This is a genomic window from Streptomyces sp. NPDC050636, from assembly GCF_040654775.1.
Taxonomy (GTDB): domain Bacteria; phylum Actinomycetota; class Actinomycetes; order Streptomycetales; family Streptomycetaceae; genus Streptomyces.
Genome location: NZ_JBFAIP010000007.1, coordinates 35,816 through 57,346 on the forward strand (window position 1 = coordinate 35,816; position 21,531 = coordinate 57,346).

At 71.4% G+C, this 21,531-nt stretch carries 19 protein-coding genes; 12 read left to right on the forward strand and 7 right to left on the reverse strand.

Annotated elements, in window-relative coordinates:
• Window positions 1-2 precede the first annotated feature (2 nt).
• From mce to AB0I10_RS09645, 7 genes are all read left to right on the forward strand, one after another.
• The gene (mce, locus tag AB0I10_RS09615) at window positions 3-455 is read left to right on the forward strand and encodes a methylmalonyl-CoA epimerase (protein ID WP_363151805.1); all 453 of its coding nucleotides are present in this window, start codon (window positions 3-5) and stop codon (window positions 453-455) included.
• A 207-nt stretch (window positions 456-662) separates the two neighbouring features.
• Complete coding sequence (scy, locus tag AB0I10_RS09620) at window positions 663-4,913, forward strand: polarized growth protein Scy (protein ID WP_363151806.1); 4,251 nt, start codon at window positions 663-665, stop codon at window positions 4,911-4,913.
• A 114-nt stretch (window positions 4,914-5,027) separates the two neighbouring features.
• A complete protein-coding gene (locus AB0I10_RS09625; RefSeq protein WP_363151807.1) occupies window positions 5,028-5,969 on the forward strand; it encodes a cellulose-binding protein in 942 nt (313 codons plus the stop codon).
• A 157-nt stretch (window positions 5,970-6,126) separates the two neighbouring features.
• A complete protein-coding gene (locus AB0I10_RS09630; protein ID WP_363151808.1) occupies window positions 6,127-7,113 on the forward strand; it encodes an ATP-binding cassette domain-containing protein in 987 nt (328 codons plus the stop codon).
• A gap of 2 nt (window positions 7,114-7,115) precedes the next feature.
• On the forward strand, window positions 7,116-7,889 hold the full coding sequence (locus AB0I10_RS09635; protein WP_363151809.1) for an ABC transporter permease subunit: 774 nt from the start codon (window positions 7,116-7,118) through the stop codon (window positions 7,887-7,889).
• 129 nt (window positions 7,890-8,018) lie between these two features.
• A complete protein-coding gene (locus AB0I10_RS09640) occupies window positions 8,019-9,239 on the forward strand; it encodes an ATP-binding cassette domain-containing protein (protein ID WP_363151810.1) in 1,221 nt (406 codons plus the stop codon).
• The gene (locus tag AB0I10_RS09645) at window positions 9,236-10,537 is read left to right on the forward strand and encodes an ABC transporter permease subunit (protein WP_363151811.1); all 1,302 of its coding nucleotides are present in this window, start codon (window positions 9,236-9,238) and stop codon (window positions 10,535-10,537) included. Before AB0I10_RS09640 ends, AB0I10_RS09645 begins: the two co-directional genes overlap by 4 nt.
• A 21-nt stretch (window positions 10,538-10,558) precedes the next feature.
• On the opposite strand, the gene AB0I10_RS09650 is transcribed toward AB0I10_RS09645, so the two are convergent.
• On the reverse strand, window positions 10,559-10,876 hold the full coding sequence (locus AB0I10_RS09650) for an ATP/GTP-binding protein (protein WP_363151812.1): 318 nt from the start codon (window positions 10,874-10,876) through the stop codon (window positions 10,559-10,561).
• A gap of 188 nt (window positions 10,877-11,064) precedes the next feature.
• Between AB0I10_RS09650 and AB0I10_RS09655 the strand changes: the two genes are divergently transcribed.
• Window positions 11,065-12,105, forward strand: coding sequence for an LLM class flavin-dependent oxidoreductase (locus AB0I10_RS09655; RefSeq protein WP_363151813.1), 1,041 nt, complete (start codon window positions 11,065-11,067; stop codon window positions 12,103-12,105).
• Between the two features lie 96 nt (window positions 12,106-12,201).
• On the opposite strand, the gene AB0I10_RS09660 is transcribed toward AB0I10_RS09655, so the two are convergent.
• Entirely contained in the window at window positions 12,202-12,594 is a 393-nt protein-coding gene (locus AB0I10_RS09660; protein WP_363151815.1) for an SCO5389 family protein, read from the reverse strand.
• A 248-nt stretch (window positions 12,595-12,842) separates the two neighbouring features.
• Here AB0I10_RS09660 and nucS point away from each other — a divergent pair, with 248 nt between their 5' ends.
• Window positions 12,843-13,505: an endonuclease NucS gene (nucS, locus tag AB0I10_RS09665; protein WP_363151816.1), complete on the forward strand. Its 663-nt coding sequence runs from the start codon at window positions 12,843-12,845 to the stop codon at window positions 13,503-13,505.
• 144 nt (window positions 13,506-13,649) lie between these two features.
• On the opposite strand, the gene AB0I10_RS09670 is transcribed toward nucS, so the two are convergent.
• From AB0I10_RS09670 to AB0I10_RS09685, 4 genes are all read right to left on the reverse strand, one after another.
• Window positions 13,650-16,253, reverse strand: coding sequence for an ATP-binding protein (locus AB0I10_RS09670; protein WP_363151817.1), 2,604 nt, complete (start codon window positions 16,251-16,253; stop codon window positions 13,650-13,652).
• A 289-nt stretch (window positions 16,254-16,542) separates the two neighbouring features.
• A complete protein-coding gene (locus AB0I10_RS09675; protein ID WP_030065555.1) occupies window positions 16,543-16,866 on the reverse strand; it encodes an STAS domain-containing protein in 324 nt (107 codons plus the stop codon).
• 156 nt (window positions 16,867-17,022) lie between these two features.
• Window positions 17,023-17,871: a 3-hydroxyacyl-CoA dehydrogenase family protein gene (locus tag AB0I10_RS09680; RefSeq protein WP_363151818.1), complete on the reverse strand. Its 849-nt coding sequence runs from the start codon at window positions 17,869-17,871 to the stop codon at window positions 17,023-17,025.
• A gap of 157 nt (window positions 17,872-18,028) precedes the next feature.
• Window positions 18,029-18,670 carry a helix-turn-helix domain-containing protein gene (locus tag AB0I10_RS09685; protein ID WP_363151819.1) on the reverse strand — a complete coding sequence of 214 codons (642 nt, stop codon included), beginning with the start codon at window positions 18,668-18,670 and terminating at the stop codon, window positions 18,029-18,031.
• Window positions 18,671-18,750: 80 nt separating this feature from the next.
• On the opposite strand from AB0I10_RS09685, the gene AB0I10_RS09690 reads away from it, so the two are divergent.
• The 3 genes from AB0I10_RS09690 to AB0I10_RS09700 are packed head-to-tail and all read left to right on the forward strand — an operon-like array spanning window position 18,751 to window position 20,902.
• Entirely contained in the window at window positions 18,751-19,533 is a 783-nt protein-coding gene (locus AB0I10_RS09690) for an ATP-binding cassette domain-containing protein (protein WP_363151820.1), read from the forward strand.
• Window positions 19,534-19,548: 15 nt separating this feature from the next.
• On the forward strand, window positions 19,549-20,304 hold the full coding sequence (locus tag AB0I10_RS09695; RefSeq protein WP_363151955.1) for an ABC transporter permease: 756 nt from the start codon (window positions 19,549-19,551) through the stop codon (window positions 20,302-20,304).
• 10 nt (window positions 20,305-20,314) lie between these two features.
• Window positions 20,315-20,902 carry a cob(I)yrinic acid a,c-diamide adenosyltransferase gene (locus AB0I10_RS09700; RefSeq protein WP_363151821.1) on the forward strand — a complete coding sequence of 196 codons (588 nt, stop codon included), beginning with the start codon at window positions 20,315-20,317 and terminating at the stop codon, window positions 20,900-20,902.
• Window positions 20,903-20,937: 35 nt separating this feature from the next.
• Here the strand turns inward: AB0I10_RS09700 and AB0I10_RS09705 are convergent, their stop codons facing one another.
• Window positions 20,938-21,519, reverse strand: a complete 582-nt coding sequence (locus AB0I10_RS09705) for a hypothetical protein (protein ID WP_363151822.1) — start codon at window positions 21,517-21,519, stop codon at window positions 20,938-20,940.
• Window positions 21,520-21,531: the final 12 nt, after the last annotated feature.

Sequence of the window (21,531 nt, forward strand, 5' to 3'; positions counted from 1 at the left end):
CCATGCTGACGCGAATCGACCACATCGGGATCGCCTGTTTCGACCTTGACAGGACCGTCGAGTTCTACCGTGCCACGTACGGGTTCGAGGTGTTCCACTCCGAGGTCAACGAGGAGCAGGGCGTCCGGGAAGCCATGCTCAAGATCAATGAGACCTCGGACGGCGGCGCCTCCTATCTGCAGCTCCTGGAGCCCACCCGGGAGGACTCCGCGGTAGGCAAGTGGCTGGCCAAGAACGGCGAGGGCGTCCACCACATCGCCTTCGGTACCGCGGACGTCGACGGGGCCGCCGCCGACATCCGCGACAAGGGCGTACGCGTCCTTTACGACGAGCCCAGGACCGGCTCGATGGGGTCCCGGATCACCTTCCTGCACCCCAAGGACTGCCACGGAGTGCTCACCGAACTCGTCACCGCGGCACCCTCCCATCACGGTGCAGCCCCGACGGACCACTGACCTTCACGTTCCCCGGCCGGTAGAGTGCAGCCTCGGCCGGGGTAAGGGAGTGGGGCTCGGTCCATACTCTGCCGATGATCTGACACCATTTCTTCGGAAGGGTCAGCTCCAGAAGTGCAGATCCGGTACGACATGACGTGTACGGGACGAGCGCGAGAAGGACGGAGACGGCCGCCACCATGACCAGGGGACGGATGGGACCGCGCAGTGCGGGGCAACGACCGCTACGAGGCTGACGACCACCTCTCGCAGTTCGAAGCCGAGATGGAGCGGCTGAAGACCGAGCGGGACAAGGCCGTCCAGCACGCCGACGACCTCGGCTATCAGGTCGAGGTGCTGCGCGCCAAGCTCCATGAGGCGCGCCGCAACCTCGCGACCCGCCCTGCCTACGACAACATCAGTCACCAGGCCGAACAGCTGCTGCGCAACGCGCAGATCCAGGCGGACCAGCTGCGCTCGGACGCCGAGCGCGAGCTGCGCGACGCCCGGGCGCAGACCCAGCGGCTGCTGCAGGAGCAGGCCGAGCGGCAGTCCCGGCTGGAGGCCGAGCTGCACACCGAGGCGGTCACCCGCCGGCAGCGGCTGGACGAGGAGCTCAACGAGCGCCGGCAGACCGTCGAATCGCATGTCAACGAGAACGTCGCCTGGGCCGAGCAGCTGCGGGCCCGTACGGAGTCCCAGGCCCGCCGCCTCATGGAGGAGTCCCGGGCGGAGGCCGAGCAGGCGCTGGCCGCCGCACGCACCGAGGCGCAGCGGCTGGCCGAGCGGGCCCGTGAGCGGCTGGGCACCGAGGCGTCGGAGGCCCGCGCCGAAGCGGACAGCATCCTGCGCCGGGCGCGTACGGATGCCGAGCGGCTGCTGACCGCCGCCTCCAACCAGGCCCAGGAGGCCACGGATCAGGCCGAGCAACTGCGGACCACCGCCGGCACCGAGTCGGAGGAGGCGCGCCGGCAGGCCGCGGAGCTGACCCGGACCGCCGAGGCCCGTATCCAGGAGGCCGACACGGCGCTGCGCGAGGCGCGCGCCGAGGCGGAGAAGCTGGTCGACGAGGCGCAACAGAGCGCCTCCAAGCGGCTGTCGGCCGCCGAGTCGGACAACGAACAGCGCACCCGTACCGCGAAGGCCGAGATCGCCCGGCTGGTCAGCGAGGCCACCAAGGAGACCGACGCGGCCAAGGCGGAGGCCGAGCAGCTGCGCGCGGACGCCCGGACGGAGGCCGAGCGGCTGGTCGCCGAGGCGCAGGAGACCGCGCGCGCCAAGGCGTCGGAGGACTCCGCGGCGCAGTTGGCGAAGGCGGCACGGACCGCGGAGGAGGTGCTGACCAAGGCGTCGGAGGACGCCAAGGCCACCACCAAGGCCGCCGCGGAGGAGGCCGAACGGCTGCGCAGGGACGCCGAGTCCGAGGCGGACCGGCTGCGGGAGCAGGCGCATGACACCGCCGCCCAGCTGAAGGGCGCGGCGAAGGACGACACCAAGGAGTACCGCGCCAAGACCGTCGAACTCCAGGAGGAGGCACGGCGGCTGCGCGGCGAGGCGGAGCAGCTGCGGGCGGACGCGGTCGCCGAGGGCGAGCGGATCCGCAGCGAGGCCCGCCGGGAGGCCGTCCAGCAGATCGAGGAGGCGGCCGGTACCGCCGAGGAGCTGCTGGGCAAGGCCAAGGCCGACGCGGAGGAGACCCGTTCGGGTGCCGTCGCGGAGAGCGAGCGGGTGCGGACGGAGGCCATCGAGCGCGCGACGGCGCTGCGCCGGCAGGCCGAGGACGCGCTGGAGCGGTCCCGTACGGAGGCCGAGGAGCTGCTCACCGAGGGCGCGCAGGCCGCGGAGCTGGTGACGTCGGAGGCGGAGGCGGCCGCCGGCCGGCTGCGCGCCGAGGCCGAACAGGCCGCGGAGGAGCGACGGGCGGAGGCGCAGGCCGAGCTGACCCGGCTGTACACCGAGGCGGAGGACAAGGTCTCCGCCGCGGAGGAGTCACTGCGCGAGGCCCGCGCGGAGGCAGAACAGCTGCGCCGGGAGACCCAGGAGGAGGCGGCCCGCCTCAAGGCGGAGGCCTCGGAGCGGCTGCGGACGCTGCAGCAGCAGGCCGAGGACGAGTCCGAGCGGCTGCGCGCGGAGGCCGCTTCGGATGCCTCGGCGGCACGTTCCGAGGGCGAGTCGGTCGCCGTACGGCTGCGCAGCGAGGCGGCGGCCGAGGCGGAGCGGCTGAAGGCGGAGGCGCAGGAGACCGCGGACCGGGTGCGCGCGGAGGCGGCGGCCGCCGCGGAGCGCACCGGCACGGAAGCGGCGCAGGCGCTGGCCGAGGCCCAGGAGGAGGCCGCGCGGCGGCGCCGGGAGGCCGAGCAGCTGCTGGGCGAGGCCCGCGAGGAGGCCCACCAGGAGCGCACCGCGGCGCGCGAGCAGAGCGAGGAGCTGCTGGCGTCGGCCCGTACGCGGGTGAGTGAGGCGCAGGCGGAGGCCGAGCGGCTGGTCGAGGACGCCGACCGGCGCGCCGGCGAGCTGGTGGCGGTGGCCGAGCAGACCGCGCAGCAGGTGCGGGACGCGGTCGCGGGTCTGCACGAGCAGGCCGAGGAGGAGATCGCCGGGCTCCGCTCGGCGGCCGAGCACGTCGCGGAGCGCACCAAGTCGGAGGCGCAGGCCGAGGCGGACCGGGTCCGCGCGGACGCGTACGACGAGCGTGAGCGGGCCTCGGCGGACGCGACGCGGGTGCGGCGCGAGTCGCAGGAGGCGTCGGACGCCGCGAGGGCCCTGGCGGAGCGGACGGTCACGGAGGCCATCGAGGAGGCCGAGCGGCTGCGCACGGAAGCGGCCGGCATCCTCGACGAGGCGCGCAGGGACGCCAACACGGCGCGGACGGGCGCCGCCGCACAGGCCGACCAGCTGGTGTCGGAGGCGACCGCGCAGGCGGAGAAGCTGGTTGCGGACGCCACCGCGAAGGCGCAGCAGCTGCGTACCGACGCGTCGGACGCGCTGGCGTCCGGTGAGCAGGACGCGGCGCGGGCGCGTGCCGAGGCGCGGGACGACGCGAACCGGATGCGGACGGACGCCGCCGAGCAGGCCGACCGGCTGATCGCCGAGGCCCGTTCGGAGGCTGAACGGATCGTCACCGAAGCCACCGAGCTGACGTCTTCGGCACAGGACGACGCGGACCGTACGGTCCGCGAGGCGCAGCAGGCCGCGGACCGGCTGCGCGCGGACGGCGAGAAGCAGGCGCGCAGCCTGGTCTCGGAGGCGACGGAGACCGCGGAACGGCTGCGGGCCGAGGCCGCCGAGGTGCTGGAGCGCGCGCGTACGGACGCGGAGCGCACCGGCGACGAGGCGCGCAAGGCGGCCAACAAGACGCGTTCGGACGCCGCGGAGCAGGCCGACGAGCTGATGTCGGAGGCCGCCGGCGAGGCGGAGCGGCTGCGCTCCGAGGCGGCGGAGACGACCGCGGACGCCGAGCGGGACGCGGACCGTACCCGGGCCGATGCCCGCGAGCACGGGGACCGGATGGTCGCGGCGGCCACCACCGAGGCGGACCGGCTGCGGGCCGAGGCGGCCGAGACGGTCACCTCCGCGCAGGAGCACGCCACCCGCACCCGCGCCGAGTCCGCCAAGGTCAGGGAGGACGCCGAGGCCGAGGCGGAGCGGCTGCGGACGGAGGCCCAGCAGGAGGCGGACCGGCTTCTGGACGAGGCCCGTAAGGACGCCGCCAAGCGTCGCGGGGACGCCGCGGAGCAGGCCGACCAGCTCGTCGCCAAGGCTCAGGAGGAGGCGCTGAAAGCGGCCACCGCCGCCGAGGAGCAGGCCGACACGATGGTGGCGGCGGCCCGCAAGGAGGCCGACCGGATCGTCACCGAAGCGACATCCGATGGCAACGTCCGGGTGGAGAAGGCCCGTACGGACGCGAATACGCTGCTCGGTGAGGCCCGCGGCGACGCCACGGCCATCAGGGAGCGCGCGGAGGAGCTGCGGGTGCGGATCGAGGCCGAGGTCGAGGAGCTGCACGACCGGGCCCGCCGGGAGTCCGCGGAGACGATGAAGAACGCCGGCGAGCGGGTCGACAAGCTCATCGCGCAGGCCACCACGCAGCAGGCGGCGGCCGAGGAGAAGGCCGAGCAGCTGGTGTCCGACGCGAACAGCGAGGCGAGCAAGGTCCGGATCGCCGCGGTGAAGAAGGCCGAGGGCCTGATCAAGGAAGCCGAGAACAAGAAGGCCCAGGCCGTCCGCGACGCGGACCGGATGCGCACCGAGGCCGAGGCGGAGGCCGCCCGGATCATCGCCGAGGGCAAGCGCGAACTGGAGGTCCTGGTGCGTCGGCGCGAGGACATCAACACCGAAATCTCCCGCGTCCAGGACGTTCTGGAAGCGCTGGAATCGTTCGAAACGCCAACGGGGGGCGCGGAAGGTAAAAACGGGGGCGTCAAAGCCGCCGCGGGCGCGGGTGTAACTCGTTCGAGTGGCAAGCAGTCTGAGGGGTAGCCACTCGAACGAGGGGTCATTCTCCAGATCAATCGGGCATTGACTCGATGACACGCCGTAGTGGCCCCTAGGATTCCCCTTATCACCTCACCGGTCTCTTTCGACAGGAACCCCATGAGCGACACTTCCTCCCCCTTCGGTTTCGAGCTCGTGCGGCGTGGGTACGACCGCGGTCAGGTCGACGACCGCATTACGAAGCTCGTCGCCGACCGCGACAGCGCACTGGCCCGTATCACCTCGCTGGAAAAGCGCATCGAGGAACTCCACCTCGAAACGCAGAATGCCCAGGCCCAGGTCAATGACGCCGAGCCGTCCTACGCGGGCCTCGGTGCGCGCGTCGAGAAGATCCTCCGTCTCGCCGAGGAGGAGGCCAAGGACCTGCGCGAGGAGGCCCGCCGCGCCGCCGAGCAGCACCGCGAGCTGGCCGAGTCGGCCGCCCAGCAGGTCCGTAACGACGCCGAGTCGTTCGCCGCCGAGCGCAAGGCGAAGGCGGAGGACGAGGGCGCACGGATCGTCGAGAAGGCCAAGGGCGAGGCGTCCACGCTGCGCGCCGAGGCACAGAAGGACGCGCAGTCCAAGCGCGAGGAGGCCGACTCCCTCTTCGAGGAGACCCGCGCCAAGGCCGCACAGGCCGCCGCCGACTTCGAGACCAACCTCGCCAAGCGCCGTGAGCAGTCCGAGCGCGACCTGGCCTCGCGTCAGGCCAAGGCGGAGAAGCGTTTGGCCGAGATCGAGCACCGTGCCGAGCAGCTCCGCCTGGAGGCCGAGAAGCTGCGTACGGACGCCGAGCGCCGGGCCCGCCAGACGGTGGAGACCGCGCAGCGCCAGGCCGAGGACATCGTGGCCGACGCCAATGCCAAGGCCGACCGGATCCGCAGCGAATCGGAGCGCGAGCTGGCGGCGCTGACGAACCGCCGCGACTCCATCAACGCGCAGCTGACGAACGTCCGCGAGATGCTGGCGACGCTGACCGGTGCGGCCGTGGCCGCGGCCGGCGCCCCGGGCACGGACGACGAGTCGATCTCCCGCGGCGTCCCCGCCCAGCAGACCCGCTGACCCTCCCCCAGGAGGCGCCGCCAGGCAGGTCGCACAGAACAGCGCAGCGCGCCCCCGTACCGCCCCTCGGCGGTGCGGGGGCGCTCTCGTGTGACGCCGCCACCGGGCGGCTGTGCACCGGTGGCGGGGGCCTCGGGGCGCGCCTAGCGTGCTGTACATGATCGAGCTTGAGGGGCTGACCAAGTACTACGGCGACACACTCGCCGTGGACCACCTCACGTTCACGGTGCGGCCCGGTATCGTCACCGGCTTCCTCGGCCCCAATGGCGCGGGCAAGTCCACGACGATGCGGATGATGCTCGATCTGGACAATCCGACCACGGGCACGGTCCGGATCGGCGGCAAGCACTACCGGCAGCTGAACGATCCGCTGACGTCCATCGGCGCGCTGCTGGACGCGAAGGCGATGCACGGCGGCCGGAGCGCCTTCAACCATCTGCTGTGCCTGGCCCAGAGCAACGGCATTCCGCGCGCCCGGGTCGGCGAGGTGCTGGACACGGTCGGACTGAGCTCGGTCGCCAAGAAACGCCCGAAGGGCTTTTCGCTCGGTATGAACCAGCGGCTCGGTATCGCCGCTGCGCTGCTCGGCGACCCGAAGATCCTGCTGTTCGACGAGCCGGTCAACGGCCTCGACCCGGAAGGCATCCACTGGATCCGCAATCTGATGAAGAACCTCGCGACCCAGGGTCGTACCGTCTTCGTCTCCTCGCACCTGATGAGCGAAATGGCGCTCACCGCGGACCATTTGGTGGTAATCGGGCAGGGCAGGCTGATGGCGGACACCTCGATGGCGGACTTCATTCACCAGAACTCGCGGTCGTACGTCCGGATGCGGTCACCGGAGCCGGAGCGGCTGCGGGATGTGCTCCATGCGGAGAACATCGAGGCGGTGGCGGTGGGCAACGGCTCGCTGGAGATCGACGGGGTGCCCGCCGACCAGCTGGGCGGGCTGGCCGCCCGGCATCAGATCGTCCTGCATGAGCTGAGCCCTCAGCGGGCTTCCCTGGAGGAGGCGTTCATGCGGCTGACGGCCGGGTCGGTGGAGTATCACGCGCATGACGGCGAGCCGGTGGCGGCCCATGCGGGAACGCCGGAGCCGGCCCCGGGCGGCTGGGGCACGGAATGGCAGAAGAAGGGGAGCTGACGATGGCGGAGGTACCACGGGTTCTGCGGTCCGAGTGGACGAAGATCAAGTCGGTGCGGTCGACAATGTGGACGCTGAGCACCGCCATGCTGGTCACCATCGCCATGGGCATGCTGATCTGCGCCCTGGTCAGGGCCGACTTCGGGTCGAAGCCGATCAAGGAACAGATCGTCTTCGACCCGACCAACGTCAGCTTCGCCGGGATGGCCCTGGGCCAGCTCGCGATGATCGTTTTCGGAGTGCTGGTCGTCGCCAACGAGTACAGCACCGGCATGATCCGCACCTCGCTCGCCGCGGTACCGCAGCGCGCCACCTTCCTCTTCTGCAAGCTGCTGGTCGCTACCGCACTGGTCTTCGTCGTCGGCCTGGCGACCAGCTTCGTGGCGTTCTTCGCGGGACAGGCGGTGCTGGGCGACCACCGCGCATACCTCAGCGATCCGGGTGTGCTGCGCGCGGTCATCGGCGGCGGGCTCTATATGACGCTGATCGCGCTGTTCTCCATGGCGGTGGCCGCGATGCTGCGCAGCGCGATGCTGTCGCTCGGCGTCCTGATGCCGTTCTTCTTCCTGATCTCCAGCATTCTGGGAAACGTCTCCGCGACCCGGAAACTCGGGCGCTATCTGCCGGACCAGGCGGGGCAGAAGATCATGCAGGTGGTGCCGCCGATGAACGATCCGGTGCCCTATGGACCCTGGGGTGGTCTCGCGATCATGGTGGGGTGGACGGTGGTGGCGCTGGCCGGGGGGTTTGTGCTGCTGAAGCAGCGCGACGCGTGACGCTCCGCCGGAGAGCGGGAGTTGCGCATCCATCCCAATTGACGGGAACCGTCAACGTCCGGATAGCCTCCTAACCCTCACGGGGGCACGAGGCCGCCTCTGCCCCGACGATCTCGCGAGGGGCGGAGAATGATCGAGGCAGTCGGCCTGACGAAGCGCTACGGCGCCAAGACGGCCGTGCACAACCTGTCGTTCCAAGTACGGCCGGGCACGGTCACCGGCTTCCTGGGGCCCAACGGCTCCGGCAAGTCGACGACGATGCGCATGATTCTGGGCCTGGACACCCCGACCTCGGGGCACGCCACCGTCGGCGGCCACCCCTTCCGCAAGCTCCCCAACGCCCCTCGCCAGGTCGGCGCCCTGCTCGACGCCAAGGCCGTGCACGGCGGCCGCAGCGCGCGCCAGCATCTGCTCTGCCTCGCCCAGCTGTCCGGCATCCCGGCCCGCCGGGTCGACGAGGTACTCGGTGTGGTCGGCCTCCAGGGCGTCGCCAAGCGGCGTTCCAAGGGCTTCTCGCTCGGCATGGGCCAGCGGCTCGGCATCGCCGCGGCGCTGCTCGGCGACCCGCAGGTGCTGCTCTTCGACGAGCCGGTCAACGGCCTCGACCCCGAGGGCATCCTCTGGGTGCGCAATCTGATGAAGCAGCTGGCGGCGGAGGGCCGTACGGTCTTCGTCTCCTCGCACCTGATGAGCGAAATGGCGCTCACCGCCGAGCACTTGATCGTGATCGGCCGTGGCCAGCTGCTGGCGGACATGCCGGTCAAGGACTTCATCTCGGCCAACTCCGCCGATTTCGCCCGGGTACGCACCCCCGACAGCGAGCCCGATCAGCGCGACAAGCTGACCTCGACGCTCGGCGAGGCGGGCGGGCAGGTCGTGACCGAGAAGGACGGCGCGCTCCGGGTGACCGGGCTGCCGCTCCCCCGGATCAGCGATCTCGCGCACGAGGCCGATGTCCGGCTGTGGGAGCTGTCGCCGCACCAGGCGTCTCTGGAAGAGGCGTATATGCAGCTGACACAGGGCGCCGTGGACTACCGCTCGACGGCCGACCAGCGGGCCGGGCTGCAGGAGCCGCCGGCCGGGTACGCACCGCAGGGTGGCGCGCAGCAGGGAGCCGCCCCGCAGGGGTATTCAGCCCCGGGGTACGCGCCCGCCCAGGGACAGCCCAATCCGTACGCCCAGCAGGCGCCCGGTGCCGCTCCGGGACAGGGCTATCCGCCGCCCGCCCAGGGTCACCCGTACGGGGCCGCACCGTACGGCGCGCCCAACCCGTACGGGCAGCAGCCGCAGGCCCCCTCGCCGATGCCCCCCGCCGACATGCCCACGCCGCACATCGAGGACGCCCGATGACCAGCCCTCAGCAGCCGCAGCACCAGCCGCAGCCTGAGCCGAACGCCCCCGCCGCCGCGCAGGCTCAGCCGATGCCGCCAGCCCCGCCGATGCCGCCGGCCGCACCGCCGCAGCAGCCCCAGGACCAGCCCCGGGCGGGCGGACCCGAGCAGCCCGCGCCCGCCAAGGAAGCGGGCACGATGATGCTCCAGGCCCAGCCGGCACCGGCGCAGCCCGGCCTCGCCAAGGAGGCCGGCACGATGATGCTCCAGGCGCAGCCGCTCCCCGAGGCCCAGTCGCAGGCCCCGCAGCCACAGCCACTCGCGGCCCACGGGCCGGGCAGTGCGGCCCACGGCGCGGGCAATGAAGGCGGCACGATGATGCTCCAGGCCGCCCAGCCCCCGGCCCAGGCGCCTCAGCCGCAGCACCAGCCCGCGTACGCCGGAGCCGCCGCACCCCAGGGACCGGGCCAGCCCCAGGGCCGGCCCCAGCAGCAGGCGGCCCCCAACTGGCAGGCCGGCGGCGCCGGTTACGTCTCGCCGATCCCGGTACGCCGTACCCACCTCGGCCATGCGCTGGCCTCCGAGTGGACGAAGATCCGCTCGGTGCGCTCGACGATCTGGACGCTGAGCGTCATGATCGTGCTGATCCTCGGCATCGGCCTGATGACCGCCCTCGCGCTGAGCAGCCCGGACCGCCAGGTCCATCCCAAGCTCGGGTTCTCGTTCCTCGGCGTCCTGTTGGGCACCCTGTGCATCATCCCGCTCGGCGTGCTGGTGATCTCCTCCGAGTACGGGACGGGGATGATCCGCACCACCATGACCGCCTGCCCCAGCCGGGCGCGGGTGCTCGCCGCCAAGGCGATCGTCTTCTTCGGGCTCGCCTTCGTCATCACGACCGTGGCCACGACCCTCGTCGCGCTGATCTTCAACGGCATGCTGTACGGCCCGGACCCGACGACCGATCAGTGGTTCCGGGCCACCGTGGGCGTCGGTCTGTATGTGTCGGTGCTCGGTCTGCTGGCCCTGGCGGTCGGCTCGTTGCTGCGGCACTCCGCGGGCGCCATCAGCGCCATGCTCGGTGTGGTGCTGCTGCCGATGCTGCTCGCGGTCTTCATGCTCGGCTCGGACAGCCTGCAGGAGGTCAGCAAGGCCCTGATCTCGTACTCGGTCCCCAACTCACTGGCGACGCTCTACGACAACCCGTTCCTGGGCACGGAGTCAGGTCCGCAGGGCTGGACTCCGCTGTGGGTCCTCGCCGGTGTGACCGCCGTCGTACTGGGTGGCGCCTTCGCCGCGCAGTCCCGGCGCGACGTGTAGGACGCAGGACGCTTCAACCGCTCAGTACCTGGGGGCATTACGGGACCGCTGGAGCCGCGCGCTCCGGCGGTCCCGTGCGTTCCAGCACGCTTTGTGCCAGTGCCGGCGGTCGTCCACGTCGCCGCCCTGCGGCCAGGTGACGACATGCGGTACGCCGGGCGGGATCTCCTGGTCGCAGCCGGGGCAGCGGTAGTGCTTGGCGGCCCCGCCGCCCCCGATCTGCCGGACCACCCAGTCCTCGCCGCGCCACTCTTCCGTCTGTTCCAGACCGTAGCGGCCCCCGCCCGAGTGGTCGGTGGGCTTCCCACCGCCCCGCTGGCGGTTTCGACGCGGAGACACTGTGCACCTCGGGAAATCTCTGGGGTCACGGGCTGTCACCAGCGTACGCGGCCGGGTGGCCGGAATGCGCTGCCCGTGCCATTTCTGCGATCATCGGGAAATTTGGCCTCAGGCCGTGCCCTTGGCACGTGTCAGACGTTGTTGCCTGTAAGGGGGGAGTCGCGTCGGCTGCGAGGAGGCAGAGAGCGATGCGCGTTGGGGCTTTCATCCTGGCCGCTCAATTCCCCGGTCAGGGACAGGGGGAAGCACTGCACCGCGCGGTGCGCGCCGCGGAGGTCGCGGAACAGGCCGGTCTCGATGACGTCTGGCTCGCGGAACACCACTTCGTACCGTACGGCGTCTGCCCGAATGCGGTGACGCTGGCCGCACTGCTGCTGGGACGCACCCGCCGGATCGGTGTCGGGACGGCCGTCAGCGTACTGCCCAGCCAGCATCCGGTGGCGCTCGGTGAGCAGGCGGCGCTGCTGCATCTCACCTCCGAAGGTCGCTTCACGCTCGGTGTCGGCCGGGGCGGCCCGTGGGTGGACCTGGAGGTCTTCGGCACCGGCCTCGCGGCGTACGACCACGGCTTCCCGGAGTCGCTCGATCTGCTGCTGCGCTGGCTGCGCGAGCCACGGGTCGGCGCGGCGGGCGAGCGCTATGCGTTCCGGGAGGTGGCAGTCGTGCCGCGGCCGGATCAGGCGCTGCACGGTCCGGCCGCCGGGAAGGCCGGGCCGCCGGTGGTGCTCGCCTGCACCTCTCCCGCGACGGTCCGGCGGGCCGCCGAGCGCGGGCTGCCGATGCTGCTGGGCATGCACTGCGGCGACGAGGAGAAGGCGGAGATGGTCGCGCTGTGGCGGGCGGCCGCGCGGGAGGCGGGCCGGGACGGCGACGAGGTGGCCGCGGCCGAGCATGTCTCGGCGGGTGTGGTGCAGATCGCCGATGCCCGCAGGGACGCGAAGGAGACGCTGACGAAGGCGATGCCCGGCTGGCTGCGGCAGGGGCTCGGCGCGCATGTGACGGTCGACGGCCGCTATCGCGCGATGCGTGATCCGGTGGCTTATACGGAGCTGTTGTGCGGGCTGCATCCCGTCGGCCCGCCGCAGCTGTGCGCGGACCGCCTGGCGGCGACGGCGGAGCGTACCGGCGTCAGGAGATTCGCGCTGCTCGTCGAGGGCTCCGGCGACCTCGCCGCCACCGAGGAGAACGTCCGCCGGCTCGGCTCCGAAGTCCTGCCACAGCTGGGGTGACCCCGAGGGGGACATCGTCCGGCGGTGCGGTTGCTGCCGCTGACGCACGGGCCTCGCGCGTGCCCACGCGATGGGACGCAGCGGCAGCAACTCCGTTCAGCAGTCGCGCAGTTCGGGCGACTGGTTCAGCAGCTGACCCCGAATGGAGGTGAATCGGGCCAGGCGGTCGTCCACGGTTGAGTCGAGCGGGAAGACCGCGACCCGGTGGCAGTTCTGGAAGGCGAGACGCACACCGAAGTGGCGCTCCAACGAACCACGTATGGCGTCACTCGCCAGCGCGCGCAGCAGCTGGCCACGCGCCTGCTCGTCCGGCGGGGGCGTCTGATTGTCGGCGAACTCGCCGCCGTCCACCTTCAGCTGAGCCACCAGAGAGCTGATCATCCCCCATGCGTAGGGCAGGGAGTTCCGGACGCAGTCGACGAATGCGGCTTCGTCGACCTCGCCTCGCTCGGCCTGTTCGAGGAGGGCCGGTGAGACGTCGAGCGACATGAGGTTCTCCTCTCGCGGCCCCGCCGGGACGGGACCTCAGGGATGGGACAAGGGGAAATCGCGACAGAGCGTGTTCGCATCACGACCCCCTGCTTCAACGTTATGCCGCGCAAGAGGCCCGCACCAGGAGATTGCACATACAACCGGCCATTACCGAACGCCGGGGGTGCGGGGGTTTCCCCCGTAAAGGCACCATGATCCAAGGGCGAATCGCGCGGGTGCCCTCCGGTCGAGTAGCGTGGCGCACCATGCGTCTCGTCATCGCCCGCTGCTCCGTCGACTACGCGGGCCGGCTCACTGCCCACCTCCCGTCGGCCCCCCGCCTCATCCTGGTGAAAGCGGACGGCTCCGTCTCCATTCACGCGGACGACAGGGCCTACAAACCGCTCAATTGGATGTCCCCGCCCTGTTCCCTCAAGGAGGGGGACGGCGATGTGTGGACGGTGGAGAACAAGGGCGGCGAGAAGCTCATCATCACGCTGGAGGAGGTCTTCCACGACTCCTCGCACGAGCTCGGCGTCGACCCCGGCCTCATCAAGGACGGTGTGGAGGCGCACCTCCAGGAGTTGCTCGCGGACCGGATCGAAACCCTCGGCGAGGGATATTCGTTGATTCGGCGTGAATACCCCACCGCCATCGGGCCGGTGGATATCTTGTGCCGGGACGCCGATGGCCAGACCGTCGCCGTCGAGATCAAACGGCGTGGCGAGATCGATGGCGTGGAACAGCTCACCCGCTATCTCGAACTCCTCAACCGCGACCCGCACTTGGCCCCGGTGAAGGGTGTCTTCGCAGCTCAGGAGATCAAGCCGCAGGCGCGGGTGCTGGCCACCGACCGCGGTATGAGCTGTGTGGTGCTGGACTACGACGCGCTGCGCGGCATCGAGGACGACAAGCTGCGGCTGTTCTGACCGGTCGGCCCCGCAGGGGCCGCGGCACACCTCGCAGAGACCGCGGTAGACACGCAAACGGCCCGGTACGCGGCCGGCCCGCCTTGATGGCGGCCGGTTTCGTACCGGGCCGTTGTGCTCTCCGTGGGCGGCCGCCCAGGGGCGTCAGGCGGTCGGTGTGTCCTGGCCTGCGGACGGGCTGCTCTCTGCGGACGACGAGGGCGAGGAGGTGTCGCCGGCCGGCACCGCGGCCTCAGGGGTGCCGGACGCGCTGTTGGTGCTCTCCGGCGGGCTCTGGGTCGTCGGGCCGCCCGTGGGCTCGTCGGTCGGCGTGGGGTCCGTGGGGTCGCCGGTCGGCTCGTCCGTGGGTGTGGGGTCGGTGGGCTTGCTGGTCGGCTTGTGGGTCGGCGCGGTCGGCCTGCTGGTGGGTGTGGTGGGCCTGCCGGTCGGCTCGGTGGGTCCGGACGTCGGGCCCGTCGGCGCGGTGCTGGGGTCGGTCGGCGAGCCGCTGGTGGCGGGGTCGCCGGCCGACGGGGACGCGCTGTCCTTGTGGCTCGGGGTGCCGGGCTTGGCCGTACGGGAGCCCGACGGCGGCAGGCTCGACCCGGGCTGTTCGACGGGCCAGTCCGGGTTGCTGTCGTCCGTGGTCTGTTCGGTGGTGACCTGGTCGCTCTCGGCGCCGTCGCCGCCGGAGGTCGCGCCGATGGTCACGACGGTGCCGAGTACGGCCACCAGCAGCGCGCCGGCACCGGCCGCGAAGAGGTTGCGCCGCCCGCCGCGGAACGCCGTCCGCTTGGCCGGGGTGCCCGCGCTCTCGCCACCGGGGTCGGCGGTGGCGCCCGCGAGGGCCGTGGTGGGTGCGGTGACCGCGGTGACCGGGGTGACCCGGTTGGCGACCGTCGATGCGGTCCCTTCGGCTCGCGAGGCCCGCAGCACCGTGGTCGACACGGCGTCAGGAGGCGTGGTGGCCGAGTCCGGCCGCGCCGCCGGTGCCGGCGCGCTGGCCGTGACCTTGGGGAAGCCGATCTTCGGAGTGGCCCCCGAGGTGGCCCGTGTGCGGTCGGTGACCAGGGCGAGTGCCCGTCGTCCGGCGACCGCGCCATTGCGGTCGGAGAGCACACCGCGCAGGCCGATGGACGCCTCCAGCTCGGCGCGCGCCCGGTCGAGGCTGCCGGTGCACAGCGCCAGTACGCCCAGCTCGTGGTGGAAGTAGGCCTCTTCGGCGACCTCGCCGGCCAGCCGCGCGGCCTCCTGGCCGTGCCGCAGGCTGCGCTCCCAGGCGCTCCAGTGCAGCGCCGCGGCGAACGCGGGGGCCGCCGTGTGGGCGAGCAGCACCGCCGCGCTGGCGTGGCCGGACTCCCGGCTGCCGGTGAGGACGCCCATCGCGGCCAGCACCGCGTCGGACTCGGCGGCGGCACGCTCCGGGGTGACCGAGGGGTGCCCGGCCCACCAGGCGTAGTGCTGGGCGGCGGTATGTGCCCGCGCGGCGGCGCCCGCTTCGTACCCGGCGGCCGCCAGCTGTTCCTCGACGGTCGCGGCGAGCCGGTAGTGGGTGCCGGCCGGGCTGATCAGGCCGCAGCCCAGCAGATCGCCGAGGGCGGCGTCGGCGTGGGTGTCCTGGGTGAGCGCGGGCAGATGCGCCTGGTGCGGCAGCTCGCCGCCGAGGGCGACCGCGAAGCGCAGTGTCTCCTGGGCGGCGGCGCCGAGCCGGGCGGCGAGCAGCGGGGCGGGCGAGGTGGCGTCGCCGAGGGACGGCAGCGGGACGTCCGGCCGGTCGGCGGAGTCGCCGCCCGGGTCCTTGGACTCGTCGGGGAACAGGCCGTAGCCGTCGTCGAGGGCGCCGGGTCCGGCCCGCATCTGGTCGCGCTGCCGCAGCAGCGCCGCGGCCTGCACGAACCGCAGCGGCAGCCCCTCGGACTCGAACCACAGGTCCGCGGCCCAGGCTTCCTCGTCGTCGGTGAGCTGCCGGTCCACGGCGCGCTCCAGCAGCCGTACGCAGGCACCGCGGCCGAGACCGCCGACGAACACCTCTTCGAGGTGGGAGTCGGGGCTGGGGGCCGGGACGTCCGGGGTGGCGGCGAGGAGGAAGGCGCACTCGGGGGTCGCGGCGAGCATCTCGTCGAGCGGGGCGCCGCCGAATTCCAGGTCGTCCAGGACGACGATCGCGCCGATGCCGGCGAGCAGCCGCAGCAGCTCCGGGCGGTCGGGGCGGTGCCGCGGGGCGCCGTAGACGGCGCCGAACAGCGCGTAGAGCAGGTCGGTGGGGGTGCGGTGGTAGCCGGAGAGCCGGACCACACCGTCGGGGGCGACCTCGGCGCAGGCGGTGGCGACGGCGTCCAGCAGCCGGGTGCGGCCCGAGCCGGAGGGGCCGGTGACGCGTACGGACCGGCCGCGGGAGAGCAGCCGTACCAGGCGCTCGGTCTCCTCGGAGCGCTCTTCCAGGGGGATCTCGTGCCCGGCGAATCCGGGCTGCCCCGGGGGCAGCGGGGGCGCGGCGGCTTGGGCGGCCTCGGTGCGCTCCTGCGGCCCGAGCTTTACGGGCGCGGCGGGGCGCTCTCCGGGCGGGCAGGGCTCTATTTCGCTGCCGTCGACGGGGTTGACGGTGACGAGGTAGCCGCTCGCGACGAGCCGGACGACGCGGGCCTGCCCGCCGGAGCCGGCCGGGCCGCCGGTGCCGCCCTGCGGGCCGCCGAACGCGGGTAGCGGCGGCTCGGCGGTACGGCCCTGCTCGCCGTACTCCTCAGGTCCCCGGTGGGTGTTCGGGTCCATGCTGAAAGCTCCCAGTGACGTGCCGACTCCTATCCGGCCGTCCGCCCTCCCCCGGCTCCGGCCGGGTCGTCCTCAGCCGTCGCGTCTGGTCCGGTCCCGCCGTGCCGATGGCATACGCCGGGGAACCGAACCATAGACCTGAAGGCCGCACCGATGCACCGTCGGGGTCCGGTGCTGACCGGAACATCCCGGCGTGGCGGATCTCATCCGCTTTACGGCGTTTCGCCGGTGCGAGCTTGATCGACCGGCCTTGATCGTCCGGCGGCCGGTCCTGACCGCCGCCGGCGGCTCAGACGCGCGGCAGCGATTCCGCTTCGATGCCGCCCTCGATCGCGAGGATGCGGTGCAGCCGGGTGGCGACCAGCAGACGCTGCATCTGGGGCGGCACACCACGCAGCACGAGCCGGCGGTTGACCCGGCCCGCGCGGCGGTGCGCACCCATGATCACACCGAGGCCGGTGGCGTCCCACGAATCCAGCTCGGTCAGGTCCAGCACGAGGTCACCGTGACCGGAGTCGACGGCGGTGTGCAGGGCCGTACGGGCGTCCGCCGCGCTGCGGACGTCGAGGCGGCCCCCGACGACCAGCTCGACGTGGTCGCCCCTGATGTGCATATCCGCTCCCCGAAGTGATGGGTACTCGTGCCTGGACGTCTACAGAACTGACTGCCTCTCATGCGGACAAGTTGCCGCCTGTAAGCGAACCGATACCGAATTCACCCGGTGGGGTGACCCCGTCGGACTCACTCGTCCGGGGGACCTGACGCGGTATCAGTGCTCGTAGAAGCCCTGCCCACTCTTGCGGCCGATGTCACCGGCGTCGACCATGCGCCGCATGATCTCCGGCGGCGCGAACTTCTCGTCCTGGGACTCGGTGTAGATGTTGCTGGTGGCGTGCAGCAGGATGTCGACGCCCGTCAGGTCGGCGGTGGCCAGCGGTCCCATCGCATGGCCGAAGCCCAGCTTGCAGGCGATGTCGATGTCCTCGGCGCTCGCCACACCGGACTCGTACAACTTGGCGGCCTCGACGACCAGCGCCGAGATCAGCCGGGTGGTGACGAAACCGGCGACATCGCGGTTGACGACGACGCAGGTCTTGCCGACGGACTCGGCGAATTCCCGTGCGGTGGCGAGGGTTTCGTCGCTGGTCTTGTAGCCGCGCACCAGCTCGCACAGCTGCATCATCGGCACCGGCGAGAAGAAGTGCGCGCCGACGACCCGCTCGGGGCGGGAGGTGGCGGCGGCGATCTTGGTGATCGGGATGGCGGAGGTGTTGGAGGCCAGCACCGCGTCATCCTTGGCGATCTTGTCGAGCGCCTGGAAGATCTCCCGCTTGACCTCGATCTTCTCGAAGACGGCCTCGACGACGATATCGGCGTCGGCAACGGCGTCGAGATCGGTCGTCGTGGTGATACGGGCCAGCGCCTGCTCGGCGGTGGACGCCTCCAGCTTGCCCTTGCCCACGAACTTCTCGTACGAGGCCTCGATGCCGCCCTTGCCGCGGGCCAGCGCCTCGTCCGTCACATCGCGGAGGACGACGTCCCAGCCTGCCTGGGCGGAGACCTGCGCGATACCGGATCCCATGAGTCCGGCGCCGATGACGGCGAGCTTCCTTGCCACTGCTGTCCCCTAACACCCTGTGCACTTAACGGCTCTCAAGGTGACGTTAGCGGTCGTGAGCGCTCCATTGGGGGGTAAGAGATGCGCGTCACGTCTCAGATGACGGACATCACACCGTCGAGGGGCGGACACTGGCCGGAATCCGGCCCGGCGGCCGTCAGCCGGACGCCCGTACGGCGTAGTTGAGGACCTTTTCGCTCAGAAGGTCCGCCACTTCGTCGAGCAGGACGAGGGCCTCGCGGGAGACGACGTCGGGCTTGCGGCCGGCGATCATCTCGTGGGCGATGGCGGTCATCAAGGTCTCGTGCACCCAGTTCATCTGGCCGGCCATCAGACCGGGCATCGGGTCGTCGTCCGCGGCGCCGGTCTCCTGCCTGAGGGTGGCCTCCAGGTGCTCGTACTGCTCCCGCTGGAGGTACCACAGGCGGGCCTGGAGGGTCGCCGACCCGTGGACGACCTTCATGAAGCGGTCGTACCCCTCCATGAGTCCGACCTTGGGCGAGACGCTCTCGACCTCCTCGCGCAGCTCCCGCAGTACGGCGGCGGCGGCCGACTCCCCCGCGGCCCGGGCCCGTACGAACCGCGACAGCCGGTCGATCAGGCCCTTGCTGCGGTCCAGAAAGAGGTCCTCCTTGGCCGGGAAGTAGTTGTACACGGTGTTGACGGAGACATCCGCCGCCTCGGCGATCTCCGCGATGGTCACCGCGTCGAAGCCGCGCTCCAGGAAGAGGCCGGTGGCCGTGTCCGAGATGTACTGGCGGGTCTGCCGCTTCTTCCGTTCCCTGAGTCCCTCAGCCATGCCCTCACCCTACCCTTCGCTGGGCTCCATTAAATTTTGGGCACATTGCAATTTTTCAGTCCCTCTGTTTTTCTATCGACATGCCAGTCCTCAGCGCGTCCGGACTCGCCCGGACCTTCACCACCAAAAACGGCCCCGTCGAGGCCGTCCGCGGCATCGACCTCACCGCCGAGCGCGGCGAGATCCTCGGCTTCCTCGGCCCCAACGGCGCCGGCAAGACCACCACCCTTCGGATGCTCACCACCCTCCTCGCACCCACCGGCGGCAGCGCGACCGTCGCCGGCTGCGACCTCGTCCGCGACCCGGCGGGGGTGCGCCGCGCCTCCGGGTACGTCGCCCAGTCCGGCGGCGTCGACCCGAATGTCTCGGTTCGCGAGGAACTGGTCACCCAGGCCCGCCTCTACCGGCTCGGCAAGGCCGAAGCCCTGGCCCGCACCGAGGAGTTGGCCGCCGACCTGGGCCTGACCGGGCTGCTCGACCGCAAGGCCGCCACGCTCTCCGGCGGCCAGCGGCGCCGGCTGGACATAGCGATGGGCCTCACCCACCGCCCCGAAGTGCTGTTCCTCGACGAACCGACCACCGGGCTCGACCCCGGCAGCCGCGCCGACCTGTGGGAGCTGATCCGGCGGATCCGCGCCGACCACGGCACCACCGTCTTCCTCACCACCCACTACCTCGACGAGGCCGATGCGCTCGCCGACCGGCTGGTGATCGTCGACAAGGGCGTGGTCGTCGCCGAAGGCACCCCGGACGCCCTCAAACGCATCCACGCCGGCTCCCCCGACGCGTCCCTGCAGGACGCCTTCCTCGCCATCACCGGCCGGGGCCCCGCGCCCAAGGACTCCGCCCCCATAGCCGTCTAGGAGCACCCCTTGTCCCTGACTCCCTTCCTCTCCGACACCGCGCTGGTCTTCGGCCGCTACGCCCGCCAGACCCTGCGCTCCAGGCTCCACATGGGCTTCGGCGTTCTGATGCCGCTGCTGTACCTGCTCTTCTTCGGCCCGCTGCTGACCGATCTGCCGCTGTCCTCAGCCGACAGCTCCTGGCAGCTGCTGGTGCCCGGCCTACTGCTCCAACTCGGCCTGTTCGGGGCCTCGTTCTGCGGTTTCGGCATCATCGTCGAGAAGCAGTACGGCGTCGTGGAGCGGATGCGGGTGACACCGGTGAGCCGGCTCGCGCTGCTGCTCGGGCGCGTCCTGCGCGACGCGCTGCTCTTCGTGTTCCAGTCCGTGCTGCTGGTGCTGGCCGCACTGGCCATGGGCCTGCGCGCGCCGCTGCCCGGCATCCTCATCGGCTTCGCGTTCGTCGCCGTACTGACCGTCGCGCTCGCCTCGCTGTCCTACGCGCTGGCGCTGAAGGTCACCGCCCCGCACGAGTTCGGGCCGGTCATCAACGCGGTCACCATGCCCTCGATGCTGCTGTCCGGACTGATGCTGCCGATGTCACTGGGGCCCAAGTGGCTCGATGTGCTGTCGCACTTCATGCCGTTCCGCTATCTCGTGGACGCGGTGCGGGCCGCGTACGTCGGCTCCTACGCCTCCTCGGCCATGCTCTACGGAGTCCTCGTCGCCCTCGCACTCGCCGCGGTGTCGGTGACCGTCTGCACCCGCACCTTCCGCAGAGCCGCGGCGTAGGCTCGGCCCCATGGTGAATCTGACGCGCATCTACACCCGCACCGGCGACAAGGGCACCACCGCCCTCGGCGACATGAGCCGCACCGCCAAGACCGATTCGCGGATCGCGGCGTACGCGGACGCCAACGAGGCCAACGCGGCCATCGGCGTGGCCCTGGCACTGGGCTCGCTGCCGGACGATGTCTCGGCGGTCCTGCTGCGCGTACAGAACGACCTCTTCGATGTCGGAGCCGACCTGTCGACGCCAGTGGTGGAGAACCCGGAGTTCCCGCCGCTGCGCGTCGAACAGGCCTATATCGACAAGCTGGAGGCCGACTGCGACCGCTTCCTGGAGGAACTGGAGAAGCTGCGCAGCTTCATCCTCCCGGGCGGCACGGCGGGCGCCGCGCTGCTGCACCAGGCGTGCACGGTCGTACGGCGCGCGGAACGCTCGACGTGGGCGGCCTTCGAGGAACACGGCGCCACAGGCACGGACGGCAGCATGAACCCGCTCACCGCCACCTACCTCAACCGCCTCTCCGACCTGCTGTTCATCCTCGCCCGCACGGCCAACAAGGAGGTCGGGGACGTGTTGTGGGTACCGGGCGGGGAGCGCTGAGGCACTGCCGCCCGTAGGCCACCGACGCCGCGCCCCTACCGCAGGCTCTTCTCCTGCGGCCGGGCCGGCTCCCCGTTCTCCGGGCTCCCCTCCGGGGCCTTCCTCTGCCAGAGGAAGTACGTCAGTGCGATGACGCCGTGGATGACGACGATGCGCAGGGTGGCGAGCTGCGAGCTGCGCAGCGATTCGATGTTGCCGCTGTCGCCGACGTACCAGATCGCGATCTGCAGCAGGGCCGCCGCGACGGCCACCATCAGCACCGTACGCAGCCACAGCTTCCCCTCGTGCATGGCGCGTGCCATGCCGTAGAGCTTGACCGGGGGCGGACCGCCCGCGAAGCGGTGGGAGAAGTGGCCGTCGATCCATTTGATCGTGTAGTGGCCGTAGGCGACGGTGTATCCGAGGTAGACGGCGGCCAGGCCGTGTTTCCAGTCCGCCGCCGCGCCGTTCTTCAAGTCGACCGCGGTGACGATCAGCAGGACCAGCTCCAGCAGCGGCTCCATCAGGAGCACCACCGCTCCCGTGCGCGGCATCCGCGCCAGATAGCGCAATGCCAGCCCGGCGACCAGGAGAACCCAGAAGCCGACCTCACAGATGATGATCAACGTAACGACCACGACAGAACCTCT